At 43.0% G+C, this 14006-nt stretch carries 14 protein-coding genes; 6 read left to right on the forward strand and 8 right to left on the reverse strand.

Annotated features, from left to right (window positions below; genetic code table 11):
• Window positions 1–53 precede the first annotated feature (53 nt).
• Window positions 54–785 (reverse strand): LysR family transcriptional regulator, encoded by a 732-nt coding sequence (locus tag KFQ09_RS07435; protein WP_255836169.1) that lies wholly within the window; start codon window positions 783–785, stop codon window positions 54–56.
• Between the two features lie 99 nt (window positions 786–884).
• Between KFQ09_RS07435 and KFQ09_RS07440 the strand changes: the two genes are divergently transcribed.
• Window positions 885–1436, forward strand: a complete 552-nt coding sequence (locus KFQ09_RS07440) for a DUF4865 family protein (protein ID WP_048002393.1) — start codon at window positions 885–887, stop codon at window positions 1434–1436.
• An 81-nt stretch (window positions 1437–1517) separates the two neighbouring features.
• Here the strand turns inward: KFQ09_RS07440 and KFQ09_RS07445 are convergent, their stop codons facing one another.
• Complete coding sequence (locus KFQ09_RS07445) at window positions 1518–1829, reverse strand: ArsR/SmtB family transcription factor (protein WP_007498144.1); 312 nt, start codon at window positions 1827–1829, stop codon at window positions 1518–1520.
• A 123-nt stretch (window positions 1830–1952) separates the two neighbouring features.
• Between KFQ09_RS07445 and KFQ09_RS07450 the strand changes: the two genes are divergently transcribed.
• The 5 genes from KFQ09_RS07450 (at window position 1953) to KFQ09_RS07470 (ending at window position 7331) form a co-directional block, all read left to right on the forward strand.
• On the forward strand, window positions 1953–2327 hold the full coding sequence (locus KFQ09_RS07450) for a hypothetical protein (RefSeq protein WP_019743157.1): 375 nt from the start codon (window positions 1953–1955) through the stop codon (window positions 2325–2327).
• Window positions 2328–2465: 138 nt separating this feature from the next.
• Window positions 2466–3332, forward strand: coding sequence for a TetR/AcrR family transcriptional regulator (locus tag KFQ09_RS07455; protein WP_255836170.1), 867 nt, complete (start codon window positions 2466–2468; stop codon window positions 3330–3332).
• A 16-nt stretch (window positions 3333–3348) separates the two neighbouring features.
• On the forward strand, window positions 3349–4782 hold the full coding sequence (locus tag KFQ09_RS07460; protein WP_007498149.1) for an MDR family MFS transporter: 1434 nt from the start codon (window positions 3349–3351) through the stop codon (window positions 4780–4782).
• Between the two features lie 174 nt (window positions 4783–4956).
• Window positions 4957–6333 (forward strand): aspartate kinase, encoded by a 1377-nt coding sequence (locus KFQ09_RS07465; RefSeq protein ID WP_255836171.1) that lies wholly within the window; start codon window positions 4957–4959, stop codon window positions 6331–6333.
• A 152-nt stretch (window positions 6334–6485) separates the two neighbouring features.
• Window positions 6486–7331: a GAF domain-containing protein gene (locus tag KFQ09_RS07470; protein WP_007498153.1), complete on the forward strand. Its 846-nt coding sequence runs from the start codon at window positions 6486–6488 to the stop codon at window positions 7329–7331.
• 187 nt (window positions 7332–7518) lie between these two features.
• Here KFQ09_RS07470 and KFQ09_RS07475 read toward each other — a convergent pair whose 3' ends face one another.
• The 6 genes from KFQ09_RS07475 to KFQ09_RS07500 form a co-directional block, all read right to left on the reverse strand.
• Window positions 7519–8946 carry a sensor histidine kinase gene (locus tag KFQ09_RS07475; protein ID WP_007498154.1) on the reverse strand — a complete coding sequence of 476 codons (1428 nt, stop codon included), beginning with the start codon at window positions 8944–8946 and terminating at the stop codon, window positions 7519–7521.
• Window positions 8936–9631, reverse strand: coding sequence for a response regulator transcription factor (locus KFQ09_RS07480; RefSeq protein ID WP_046527591.1), 696 nt, complete (start codon window positions 9629–9631; stop codon window positions 8936–8938). Before KFQ09_RS07480 ends, KFQ09_RS07475 begins: the two co-directional genes overlap by 11 nt.
• Window positions 9632–10039: 408 nt before the next feature.
• Window positions 10040–11374 carry an MmgE/PrpD family protein gene (locus KFQ09_RS07485; RefSeq protein ID WP_255836172.1) on the reverse strand — a complete coding sequence of 445 codons (1335 nt, stop codon included), beginning with the start codon at window positions 11372–11374 and terminating at the stop codon, window positions 10040–10042.
• Window positions 11365–12522 (reverse strand): amidohydrolase, encoded by a 1158-nt coding sequence (locus KFQ09_RS07490; RefSeq protein WP_060780763.1) that lies wholly within the window; start codon window positions 12520–12522, stop codon window positions 11365–11367. Before KFQ09_RS07490 ends, KFQ09_RS07485 begins: the two co-directional genes overlap by 10 nt.
• Window positions 12523–12555: 33 nt before the next feature.
• On the reverse strand, window positions 12556–13302 hold the full coding sequence (locus tag KFQ09_RS07495) for an amino acid ABC transporter ATP-binding protein (protein WP_007498162.1): 747 nt from the start codon (window positions 13300–13302) through the stop codon (window positions 12556–12558).
• Window positions 13303–13314: 12 nt separating this feature from the next.
• A complete protein-coding gene (locus KFQ09_RS07500) occupies window positions 13315–13989 on the reverse strand; it encodes an amino acid ABC transporter permease (RefSeq protein ID WP_007498163.1) in 675 nt (224 codons plus the stop codon).
• Window positions 13990–14006 lie beyond the last annotated feature (17 nt).

Consider the following 14006-nt stretch of genomic DNA (forward strand, 5'->3'; position numbering starts at 1 on the left):
GATGAATCGTGGCACTCCTTTGACGGGACTATCCCCATAGAGGAGTGTTACGATCACATTCTTTCATAAACGTAATAGTTGATGTGAATATTTTTTTCTAGCAATTTCACGAGTGTTTGAATGCTTTTTAAGTTGGTTGGAAGTAACGCAATACCATCTCCCTGTTCAACGATTTTGATCATTCCTTCAAACGAATCTAACTCAAATAGGGTTCGATCACCCAGCATACGTCTTGCCTCATGTCTTAATGGGCAAATCTGATCACGATTCACGACCAATGAAATATCATCATCGTATATTTCTTTAGATTTTCCATACACGTTCAATGCCAAGCTCTTTACCTCTTTTAATTGATATTCCGGTTTTTCCATTTGATTAAAAGAAATAATTTGATCATACACATCCTCTGTTAACTTTTTGTTGATCGTACTTGATGAAGCAATGATAAAATCAGTGGCTTGAATATCCTCTAAAACATGCTGCTCGTATAAAACGTTAAATAGAAGTTCAGAGCATAAAACGGTCTTTTTCTGTGAAGTCAATTTTTGTTGAATGTCCTTCGTTTCTTTTACGATTTTTTGAGCGTATTGATAAAATAAATCCCCCTGTCCTGTTGAACTGATTCCATGATGATGCCGGATAAAAAATGTTGCATCATATAAAGTTTCAAGCGCTTTAATTCTTTGAGAAATATTGGATTGCGCATACCCTAAAGCTTTAGCCGCTTGATTAATCGATTCTTTTTGATACACCTCTATAAAAATAATCAAATCATTTATATTCATCATGATCACCTATCACTTTTTGTGATAACAATAACACAAATATGTATTATTCAACTGGTTTGAAGTCGATTATGATGGCTATTGAAAGGGAGTGTTTCAATGCATGCCATGCAATATCATGTGGATCTGCCTGCGGATTATGATATGAATATCATTAGAAAAAGAGTACTGAACAATGGATGGAAAACAGATGGATATCAGGATTTATTATTTAAAGCTTATTTGATCACTGAAAAAGACAAAAATAGAAGTTTACACAATGGCTATTGCCCATTGTATATTTGGAAACAATCTGAGGGCATGACGGATTTTGTGTTTAAGGGGTCATTTGATCATATTTTACGTTCTTTTGGCTGGAAACAAATCAATATTGGCATCACGTATTCCGTTCATTTAACAGATGATTTTCATCGTAGCACATTCGTTCTTGAAGAGTATGTGACGATTCATCCTACTGATTGCCTTGAAAACCTAGATATCGCCCATCTCTTTTCCCATTTTAACGACAATAAGGGTGAAGTCATCGTATATAACCCCGATAAATGGAAATGCGTCAAATATTCTTTTATGGACTCATTGCCAGAGAATATAGAGCAGCAGATTCACATTTATGACATTGTCCATCTGTCTATGGATCATTCAATGGCCTAATTCCGTTTTACACGAGACGCATCACAAATCCCCAAGGTTACAATGCCTTGGGGATTTGTCATTTGTTGATGCAAGATTCTCTTACCACCGCTCCTTGTCTACAGCTAAAACGGATGACAAGAGGCCTGGAAAAGCGGTATCAATGTCATCCTTTCTGAGAGAGTAGTAACGGTGCTTCCCGTCAATTCTCACTTTCACGATGCCTGCCTCTCTTAGTACTTTAAAGTGATGCGACAGCGTGGACTTGGCAATGTTCATATGATACGTACCGCATGTTCTCTCACCCGCTTCTGCTAAGCAGCGGACAATCTCCAGCCGAACAGGGTCAGCCAATGCTTGCAGCACAGAAATGAGTCTCATGTTTTCTTGGGTTGGATGATTTGGATTATTCATACGATAAATGTATCGTATTTTGTTCTAACATACAATCTCGTTACTCGCCTATGACATTGTAACGCGACAACCTATGGAAACGACTATGACTCATAGACACTATTTTGAAGGGAAGAACCTTATTTGACACGGACAATATGGACTTGCTTATTCATGCTCTTATTGGCAACGAGCTTATGCGCCTGCCAATCTGTTCAGCAATTTGAGTCAAAACCACCTAGTGCAGAAGAGTTATTAACTCTCGATCCACAGGCAGATTTATTTCAATGGGAAGAAACGATCTATGAAACAAACATAGATTGGACAAAATCATTAAATGTAACAAAACACCAGCAAGTAGGTGTCATTCAGAAAACAGCTGCCAAACATTTTGAACATGGAACAGCTTCTCGGTTGAAAAAAGGAACACCTATTTACTCTGTCAAGGAGCGGAAAGACCTTTTGATCATCGAACGTAACGGACAAATCCACATATATGCCGCACATGCGGAAGGATAAATACCTGTCATTGGGGCAGGTATTTTTTTAAGTTCATTTTCTTGTCATGTGCCATTGGTTTTGTTATCATAGCAAAAGTGACCACTCGGTTTCCATTGTGACCATATGGTTTTGCCGATTCGGAAAGGACTTATGAAGATGAACGAAAAGCAAGAAGAGATTTTGCGGGTATCGAAGAAATTATTTTCTCAAAAAGGCTATATGAGTGTCTCCATGCAGTCAATTGCTGATGCCTGTAAAATATCAAAAGCGTCTATTTATAAACTGTTTGATTCAAAGGAAGCTCTTCTATTGGAACTGATTAAATACAATCAGCGCAAAATGAGAGAGATTTCTCAGATCATTCATTCCGAAACGACGCTGTCCAAAAAGGAAAAATTCACAAAAAAGATTAAGCTTGAGCTTGAAGAGTTTAAAGAGAATCATAAATTTTTGAATATGCTGTCCTTTGAAGCTTTTTCACAGCATTCGCCCATCGTCATTAAGCATTTACGTGAGACACGCTCCATTATCATGCAGCGGCACAGAGACATGATTTTAAGCACATATGGTGAATCTGTTGCGCCTTATGTGTGGGATCTTGTGATTGTCCTCAACGGATTAATGAGAGAATTCATCTTGATGTTGGCGATTGAGCACAAGAACATCCAATTAGAAAATGCCGCCGAAATGATCATCGGTGTGATGGACCGTGTATCAATAAAGCCTTGCTCCATTGAGCCTGTGCTAACAGATCAGCTGATGGACTCTTATTTGCTTTCCACACAGGAAGAATATGATGAAGAAAAGCTTGTCATCTCGTACTTAACAAAGATGAAACAAGAGCTTCACACACTATCAAACGGAGAAGAAAAGGACGATCTCCTCTCTGCGTTTGAGCTGCTGAGTCAAGAACTGTCAAAGGACCAACCGAGAACCTTTTTAATTAGCTCATTGCTTGATTATTTAGGCAAACACAGCGTCTTATCTCAAAACGTGTCACAGCTGAAAAGCATTATTTTATAGATAAAGAAGGGATAATATGAACCAATCAACAACATCGTATAACCGGTCTGTGATTGTTGGGATTTTCCTCGTTGGGGCGTTCGTTGCGATCTTAAACCAAACGCTTCTCATTCCAGCGATCCCGCATATCATGGAAGAGTTCAATATTGATGTCAGTAAAGGCCAATGGCTGACCACAGCCTTTATGCTGACAAACGGGATTCTCATCCCAATTACGGCCTTTTTAATTGAGAAATTTTCAAGCCGTTCCTTAGTCTTAACGGCTCTTAGCATTTTTACAGCAGGTACTATTCTTGCTTCGTTCGCCACGAATTTCCCAGTGCTACTTGCAGCACGTATCGTGCAGGCAGCTGGTGCAGGGATTTTGATGCCGCTCATGCAAACGATCTTTTTAACCATTTTCCCAAAAGAAAAACGCGGGCAAGCCATGGGTATGGTCGGACTTGTGATTTCATTCGCACCGGCGCTTGGACCAACACTTGGCGGCTGGATTGTCGATTCCTTTAGCTGGAAGTTCTTATTCTATATTGTTCTTCCAATCGGTATTATTGATCTCATTCTTGCTTTCTTCTTAATGAAAAATGTCACCCAGCAAAGAGACACTCGTATCGATGTCTTATCGGTGATCCTGTCTTCCTTCGGATTTGGTGGACTGCTGTACGGATTTTCAAGTGTCGGAACGTATGGTTGGACGAGTGCGACCGTTCTTATTTCACTCATTGTCGGCGCTGTGAGCTTGTTCTTCTTTATCCTGCGTCAGTCGAATTTGAAAAGACCGATGCTTGAGTTTGGCGTCTTTAAGTTTGCGATCTTTAGCTTAACGACCTTCCTCGGTATGCTCGTCTTTGCTTTACTGATTGGAACAGAGACGATTCTGCCGCTCTATACGCAGAATGTCAGAGGGTTATCTGCCCTTGATACAGGGCTGATCTTATTGCCAGGGGCTCTCTTTATGGGATTCCTATCACCGATTATCGGACGAATTTTTGACAAAGTCGGCGGTAAAGGGCTGGCTCTAGGCGGGTTTACGATATTAGCTGTCACTTCCCTGCCATTTATGATGCTGAGCCTTGATTCATCGATTACCCTCATTACAGTGGCCTACACGCTTCGCTTAATCGGGGTTGGGATGATCATGATGCCGCTGACAACAGCAGGTATTAACTCGTTACCACCGCATTTGATTCCGCACGGGACAGCAATGAATAATACGATGAGACAAATGGGCGGCTCTATCGGGACGGCTGTGCTTGTCTCCATTATGAGCAGCTCTGCTGCCAATGCAGCATTATCCGATCCAATGAAGTCAGCCGTTCATGGCATGAATACGTCATTTATCGTATCTGGTGCTATTGCGGTCATTGGACTTGTCCTTTCATTCTTCTTAAAAGAAAAACGTAAAAACAAAGTGATGAAGCAGGAGTTATCTTCTTCCTCCTCTTCTTCATAAAGACAAAGAGCTCGGCATATCGCCGGCTCTTTTTTCATATATTTACACACATCGTCCTCTCAGAAAACACATTTGTTCATATAGAGAAGAAAAACCTTGATAATTTGAAGAAAAGAGTTGATAATAGAAACTATTCAATTTGTGAGAAAATTTTTACTATAGGAGATGTATGCATTGAAGGTCGTTAAATTTGGTGGCAGTTCTCTTGCTTCTGGCAAGCAGCTGCAAAAGGTATTTGACATTGTCACAGCAGATCCAGCTCGAAAAGCAGTCGTTGTTTCCGCACCAGGAAAACGGCATTCAACGGATACGAAGGTCACCGATCTATTAATTAGTTGCGGTGAACAATATTTACGTTTAGGTGAAGCACACGATTTACAAGAAGCTGTCATCGAGCGATATGCCTCGATTGCGGATGAGCTGGGGTTAGGTCATGACATTATTGACACCATCCGGCAAGATGTAAACACGTTATTACAGGCTGATTCTTCTCAGCCTGAGCGTTATCTTGATGCGATTAAAGCAAGCGGTGAAGATAATAACGCAAAGCTGATTGCAGCCTACTTTCAGCATCAAGGCGTCGAAGCGCACTATGTGAATCCAAAAGAAGCCGGTCTATTTGTCAGCGACGAGCCTGGTCAAGCGCAAGTCCTTCCAGAATCGTATGATCATTTGTACAAATTAAGAGAACGCTCTGGCATCATTGTGTTCCCTGGCTTTTTCGGTTTTAGTCTAGCGGGTGATATCGTCACTTTTTCCCGCAGTGGATCAGACATTACCGGTTCCATTTTGGCAAATGGACTGAAGGCAGATGTGTATGAAAACTTTACGGATGTGGATGCAGTCTACGCCGTCAATCCAACGATCGTTCATGAACCAAAGGAAATCACAGAGCTGACATATCGTGAAATGCGTGAATTGTCCTATGCGGGTTTTTCTGTATTTCATGATGAGGCACTTATTCCAGCCTTTCGGGCAGGCATTCCTGTTCAGATTAAGAACACCAATAATCCAACGGCCAAAGGCACGAAAATTGTAAATCAACGGGATCATACGAATGGCCCTGTTGTGGGAATCGCATCAGACAATGGATTTTGCAGTATTTATATCTCTAAGTATTTGATGAACCGAGAAGTGGGCTTTGGACGTAAGGTGTTGCAAACGTTAGAGGAATATGGACTTACGTATGAACACGTGCCTTCTGGCATTGATGATATGACCATTATTTTAAGACAGGATCAGCTGGAGGAGCAGCAGATTGAACAAGAGCTTTTAGACCGATTAAAGCTTGTACTTGATGCAGATGAAGTCGTTCTAGAGCGGAACCTCTCGCTTATTATGGTCGTAGGAGAAGCGATGCGTCATAATGTTGGTACAACAGCAAGAGCGGCAAAAGCGCTGTCAAAAGCCAAAGTGAATATTGAAATGATCAACCAAGGCTCTTCAGAGGTGAGCATGATGTTTGGCGTCAAAGCGGCTCAAGAAAAAGAAGCCGTTCAAGCCTTATATGAGGAATTTTTCTCTATGTCCACGGTGCCTGTCTCCATTTAATCAGCAGACTGTCAGATCTCCGGATCGGCAGTCTTTTTGATCTCGCACGATTTGCGCATTAAAGTATATCTATTTCTCGTTTGATTTTGTATGATAGAGACAAATCAACTATTGTTCCGGCCATTGATCGGAGCTACAAGGAGTCCTAATCCATGCCTCGTCAACAACTATTAAAACAGTTTCGCAATTTTCATGATGCTTCTACAAGTATTTTAAACATGATGAGTCAATTCATTCATGTGAATACACTGTTTATTGCTAAAAATGATCAAAACACCAATCAGATTGTGAAGGTGCTAAATCACGACGAGCAGCTTCTTGAAGAAGGGGAAGAAAATCCTTACGAGAAGACATTTTGCAAGCTGGCGGTCGATCATCGCGATACGCTGTTGATCCCTGATATCCGCTTGGACGAGCGTTCAAAAAACTTAGACGTCACGAAACAGCTGCAAGGCGGATCATTTATTGGGGTTCCCATCGATTTTACTGATGGTACGAACTATGGAACCATTTGTGGACTTGATCTAAGGCCGCAGCAATTTACAGAAGAGCATGTTCATATGTTTGAAACGATGGCATCTTTGTTGAGTTACGTCTTAGAACTCGACCAGGCCAATCGGCAGATTCAGCAATTATCTGTACCGATCGTACCTGTTGTTGACGGTGTCGCCGTGCTCCCTCTTCTTGGTGATATCGAAGAGACACGTGCGCAGCATATTTTAGAAACCATTTTACAGGAAAGCTACAGGCTGTCGCTCTCTCATTTGGTCATTGATGTTTCAGGGACAAAACGACTCAATGAACAAAGCATTCAATACTTGGTCAGCTATGCGCAAACGTTAAGACTTTTAGGCATTTCAGCTGTTTTAACAGGAATAAAGCAAGACCTTGCGCTAAATGCGATTCAATCGAATATTTCATTTAAAGACATCACCATTCGTAAGGATTTACCGCAGGCACTTGCTCATATCGGCCTAACGTTTTCCAAAACAGAATAAGTGATGATACACCAAAAAGGGCTAAACCGAGTTTAGCCCTTTTTCTTCTTTTCAGCGTGATAGAAAACCTTTGCAGCCCTAGGAAAGACGAGTACCGGCGCGGAGCGAATTTCACATTCGTGAGCACCGGCACGCAGGACTGACACCGAATGCGAGGGTTTGTCTACACGCTGAGGCTAAACGGAGTTTAGCCCTTTTCTTGTGGTAGCGGTAAACGAATGATAAATGTTGTTCCCTTATGTTTTTCGCTTTTTAAATCAATCTGTCCGTCATGCAAGTCCACAAGCTGCTTGACAATCGACAATCCAAGTCCGTATTCTCCATATGGTGTATTCGTTCTCGAAATATCCGCTTTATAAAAACGTTCCCAAATGTGTTTGACTTCTTCAGGTGCAATGCCGATTCCCGTGTCTTCTACTTCAATGATCGTTTCCCCATTCTCTTCTTTCCCTCTCAAAGAAATACGGCCGCCTTCTGTAAATTGAATGGCGTTCTTTGTGATGTTGACGAGAATTTGAATGAGCCGGTCATAATCTGCGTATACCTTTTGTTCAGGGTGAACCTCTACCATGAGCTGATTGTTTTTCTCTTCAGCCATTCGGCTCAGCTGCTCCTTAATCACTTCAAACGTATCAATGAGTGGATAGTGAAATTTTTGAAGGGTGATTTGATTCGACCTGATTTTCTCATAATCCATATTTTCATTGACGAGACGAAGCATTCGTTTTGTTTCATCAGTGATGAGCGCATAGCATTTCTCTTTCTCTTCTGCCGGCACATCCGCAGTATTCAGCCATTCGACCAATCCTCGAATGGTCGTCAGCGGTGTTTTCAATTCGTGAGACACATCCGCAATGAATTGTCGCCTACGCTTTTCGAGCCGGTCAATTTCCTCTCTTGACCGTTGAAGACGATTGGCCATCATATTAAAATCCTCACCTAGTGTACCAATTTCATCAAGGTGTTTGTTTTCAAGATGAATGTTGTAGTCACCATGCGCAATTTTCTCAGTTGCCTCTCTCAGTTTTTTGATACGATTCACATGGAACTTCGACAGAAACAGACTGAGAATAAAGGTAATCGTCAATGCCACAAACACGATGATATATAAATACCGATTCATTTGAGCAATCAGCTCTTCTGCTCCTTGAATAGGAGCTATGAGCACCACCCCGCCCTTCAGCTTTCCGTCTTCCATGACAGGAAGTGCCACAAGTGATGCTTCTTGATCAAGCCGGCGTGAATCACTTCGCTTGACAATAATTTCTTCTCCTTTTGCGAGCTTGGCCCACAAATCTTTTGTGAGTAACGCTTCATGCGGCGGCATCTCTTGCTGCTGAGATAGCACAGTCCCTTTTTCATCAAAGACGAAAAAACGGATTTGTCTCGTCGAAAGAATGTCTTCAAATGGACGCAAACGGAAGTTCATCTCGGCTTTCGACAATTGTTTAAAATTCTCCAAAATTTCATTCCCATACGAACTCATTTCGTCTACCCTATTTTGATAAGCAATATCTTTCACAAAATGAGACATCAAGGTGCTGATAATAATGATGGCAATGAGCAATAACCCAAGGTGACTAATCAGCAACTGGTAAAAATATTTAATCTTCATCGAACTTATACCCTACGCCCCATACCGTATACAGAAAGGGCTTAGGTCCGTCTCCGATTTTTTGGCGCAACCGTTTAATATGAACATCAACTGTTCGTTCATCACCATAAAATTGGTATCCCCAAATTTGCTCAAGCAATTGTTCTCGTGAAAATACTTGCCGAGGATGCTGTATAAAAAAGCACAGCAGATCGTATTCCTTTGGCGTTAAATTTTCGATCCGTTTCCCCTCTAGAAACACTTCTCTCGTTTTTTTATCTAACTGAAAATGTTCAGTCTCCAGCCGTTCGTCCTCTTTCGCTCCTTCTTCAGTAGATGTTGTTTGAGCAAAACGTCGTTTCACTGCTTTGATTCTTGCCATTAAGGTGAGCGGACTAAAGGGTTTTGTCACATAATCATCTGCCCCAAGATCGAAGCCCAGCACCTGATCAGATTCCGTTTCCTTTGCTGTCAGCATAATAATCGGAACATCACTAATCTGGCGTACTTTTTGACAAATGGTCAGTCCATCCATTGAAGGAAGCATGACATCTAAGATGAGCAGATCCCAATCCTCCTCTTGCTTAAATCGATTCAATCCTTCTAATCCATCATGGACGAATTCCGCTTGAAACCCTTCTCGTTGAAAAAACATATCCGTCATTGTACAAACACTCTGGTTATCTTCAATCATTAATATTTTCATCATCAGCCTCCGCTGTTGCCTTTGTTTTTCTTTATGTAGCTTTATTTTACATGTTCCTTCTCAAATCTCAATTGGATTGATACGATTTCATGAACTTATCATGCTTTGGTCATCTTTTATTCATACTTTTTGATGGAGCTGGGTGTCGAGGTGACCCGCATTGATTTTTGTTATGAAAAAAAGCTCATCTGATTGATGAGCCCAAATTGTTGACAAAGGGCTAAAATGAACTTGATTTTAGTCCTTTGTCTTCTTTTCAGCGTGATAGAAAATCTTTGCAGTCTAGGAAGGACGAGTACTGGCGCGGAGCGAATTTGACATTCGTGAGCACCAGCACGCAGAACTGACAAAGAATGCGAGGGTTTGTCTACACGCTGAGCTCATCTGATTGATGAGCCCTTTTCCTTGTCATGCCAGCAGTTGCAAGTAAGCAGCGTCATTCCCCTCTTCAACCGCCTGTAAAAGCTGCTTTGCCTGTGATGTGCTGGTGACGCTGCTTAGCTTTTGTATGATGTCTTCTGTCGATAACGCACAGCCTGGTGCTCCCCGAGGGATATCGACTCGTTTGCTGATGGTGGTGCCGTCAGATAAGGTGAGCTTTACAATCGTAAAACGTCCTTTTGGCACTGCGTCTGGATGGGGTTCTATCGTTTGATCATATACTCTATTCACCCGCTTCATCCATGTCCGCAGCTCTGGTGAAATGGTTTTTTTCGTAAAAGCATCCAGTGATAAAGGTTGTCCAAACACTGCTAGTGCGATGACATACTCGACACTAAATCGTCCCTCTTCTCCCGTCAAAGGTGTCCGCTCCGTGAGTGCGGCATCTCCGCCAGGCGGAAACATGACGTCGACCTGTACGATCTTCTCCTGTAAGGAAGAGTGTTCTTGTACTAATGACTCGATCGCATCGGCTGCATGATGCGCCGCTGAACAGAACGGATACACTTTAAACCATAGACCTGGCGACACGATACGCCATGCAGTGCCATAGTCCTCTAGCAGACGTCTTTCCGCCAGTTTCTGATCCCCATAGAGAGAAAAGAAGCCCAGCTCCCCATCTAGAAGCGATTCACTCCCGCCAAAACCTGAGCAAGCTAAATCCATGGACCATACGGCGGTTTGAGCGGCGAGTCCAGCTTGTAATGGTTTCATATCAGTCCCAAACTGCTTTCGCATTCCAGCTGATTGCGCACCAGCAAAGCCGATCGCTTTCGCCAGCTCTTTCTGTGAAACTTGTTTCAAATAACCAATCGCACAGACCGCTGCAATGGCTCCGAGCGTTCCGGTATTATGCCAGCCCCGCTCATAATGCGACTTACCGATGGATTCACCTAGCCTTGCCATCACTTCGACGCCAGTAATGTAGGCTGCTAGAAATCGATCACCGTACGCCTCCCCGTTGGTCAGCTGGGAAAGCAAGGCCGGAATGATCACTGCACTTGGGTGTCCTCTCACATCAGAATGCACATCATCATAATCAAGGGCGTGAATCAGATAGCCATTTAGCATGGCTGCGGATTGACGGCTGACCTTCTTCCCTTGTCCAATGACGGGAATTTGAGCCGCGCCGCCTTCTTGTTCCACCAGCGCCATGAGCTTCTGAATCCCTTCATCCTCTTTTGCAGCAAGCGCTGCTGCCGCAGCGTCTAACAAACCGTTTCGAGCCATTTGAATGGCCTGTTGATCTTGCAACGGATCAGCAGAGAGCACTTCCTCTGCGAGCTGTTTCGTTAGTTCCATGTTCTTGACTCCAACGCCCGAACCGCAAGCTCGGAGAAGAAAGCAGCAGCGACTGGGATTGCCTCTTCATTTAACGTAAAGGCAGGGTGATGCCATTCCTCGGTACCGCTCGTCCCCATCCAGACAAAAAAGCCTGGAATGCGCTCTTGGTAAAGGGCAAAGTCTTCTCCGCCTGGTGACTGCTCTGCCTCTACTACTGCGAGATCAAGCGCTCCTGCCGTTTCTTCCACAACCTTTGTCAAACGCTCGTCATTCATCACAGAAGGCAAATACGGATGCCATTTCACATCTGCCTTTGCGCCAAACCCTTCTGCGATACCGCTCACGATTTGTTTCATGAGATCTGGAATCATCGCTCTCACTTCAGGTTCAAACGTCCGAACGGTCCCTTCCATCTCGACGCGATCAGGTATCACATTCCATGATGTGCCACCTTGAATACGTGTGATGCTGACAACCGCATGATGCAAAGAACTAATGCGGCGGCTGACAATTTGCTGTAGGGCGCTTGTGATCTGACCGCTGATGGCAATCGGATCAATTGTGTGATTTGGAATTCCAGCATGACCACCCGTTCCTTGAATGTCAATTTCAAAGCGATCGACGCTCGCCATTAATGCTTTTTCTCTTATCCCGATGGTGCCAACTGGCAGGTTAGGTTTATTGTGCATACCAAATATCGCATCCACTCCATTTAAGACGCCTGCCTCTATGACGTGTTTCGCTCCTTGCGCCACTTCCTCAGCCGGCTGGAACAAAATGCGCACTGTTCCCTTGAGCTCATGTTTCCGTTCGTTTAATAGGACGGCCGCACCAAAAATCGAAGCGGTATGGAAATCATGACCGCATGCATGCATTTTTCCTTGTATCTTTGAAGAAAATGGTTCGCCAGATGCTTCTTCAATTGGAAGTGCGTCAATATCGGCTCTCAGAGCAATCGTTGGTCCCTCTTGTTCTCCTTTGATTTCACAAACGACCCCTGTTTGAAGATCTGGAAAATCGAGTACAGTGATCCCTTCCTCTTCTAACCAGCCTCGTAGTTTTTTGGTCGTTTCATATTCTTCAAATGCCAGCTCTGGATGCTCATGAAGCGCTCGGCGTATGTTAATTAAACGTTTGTTTAAAGCTTGATTTCCTAATGATTTCACTGATACTCACCCCTCTAAAGAGTAAAAAGCAGCTTATGCTTCTTCAGCCGCTGCTTCTTTTTGGATAAATCGTTTTGTTCGTTCATTCTTCGTTTCGTCAAATAGTTCGGTTGGCGTTCCCTGCTCAATGATATGACCATCTGCCATAAAAATCACATGATCTGCTACTTCTCTTGCAAACGCCATTTCATGTGTCACGATGATCATCGTCGTTTCTTGAATGGCAATGGATTTAATCACTTGAAGCACACCTGAAACAAGCTCTGGATCTAGTGCTGACGTTGGTTCATCCAGCAAAATCGCATGTGGATCGACCGCTAACGCACGGGCAATCCCGATTCGCTGCTGCTGACCGCCGGATAGTGTGACCGGATAGCTGTCAGCTTTTTGTTCTAGCCCTACTTGTTTCAATAGCTTCATACCAATTTCATTTGCCTGCTGTTTTGTCATTTTTTTCGTCACAAGCAGTGACTCTGTAATGTTTTGCAGGGCTGTTTTGTTTTTGAATAAATTATAGTTTTGAAACACCATGGCCGTTTGCTGACGCAGGTGATGGGCTTCTTTACGTGTATATTTAGACGCATTCAGCTTCGCATCGCCAATTTCAATCGTACCTTCATCTGGCGTTTCTAATAGATTTAGACAGCGCAGCAATGTTGATTTACCGGAGCCAGAAGGTCCGATAATGGCCACAACCTGCCCTTTTTGCACGTCAAGATTAATTCCGTCTAAGACGACAAGGTCGCCGAATGATTTTTTCAAATTGGTGAGCTTGATCATGTCCACACCTCCTTAATTCCGGTAAGGTTTGCTGATTTTTCGTTCAAATAGGTCTTGCAGGAAACTATAAATGATGGTGAGCACCCAATACACAATGCCAACCGCTAAATACGTTTCAAAGTACTTATAGTTGGCCGATGCAATCATTTTCCCTTGCGCAAACATTTCTGCCACCCCAATGGTAAAGGCAAGCGATGTTTCTTTTAAAAGACCAATAAAGGTATTCCCCGTCGCTGGAATGGCATTTCTGACGGCCTGCGGGAAAATAATTCTGACGTAAGACTGCCATCTTGTCATGCCGACAGATAAACAGGCCTCAAGCTGCCCTTCATCCACTGAATTAAGAGCCGCTCTAAAAATTTCTGCTAAGTACGCTGAGTTTTTAATACTTAAACCGATAATGACCGCTGTTAGAGCATCCATTGAGGTCATCGCAGGGAATAGCTGCGGAAGACCAAAATAAATGAGAAAGAGCTGAACCAAAGTTGGAACCGCTCTGAAAAAAGAAATATACAGCTTGGCAAATTGGTATAAGACAGGTATCCGGTTTTTCGTTATAAGCGCGAATACCACACCAATGATAATGGCAAATACCATGGAGACAATCGCCATGAAGATCGTTATCGGCAAGTATTGAATCAAGGTTGGAAAAACCGTCACCATATACTGCCAATCAATGTGATTCATGTCTGCTTTTCACCGCC

This window comes from Bacillus sp. FS02, from assembly GCF_024398395.1.
Taxonomy (GTDB): Bacteria; Bacillota; Bacilli; order Bacillales; family Bacillaceae; genus Bacillus; species Bacillus altitudinis.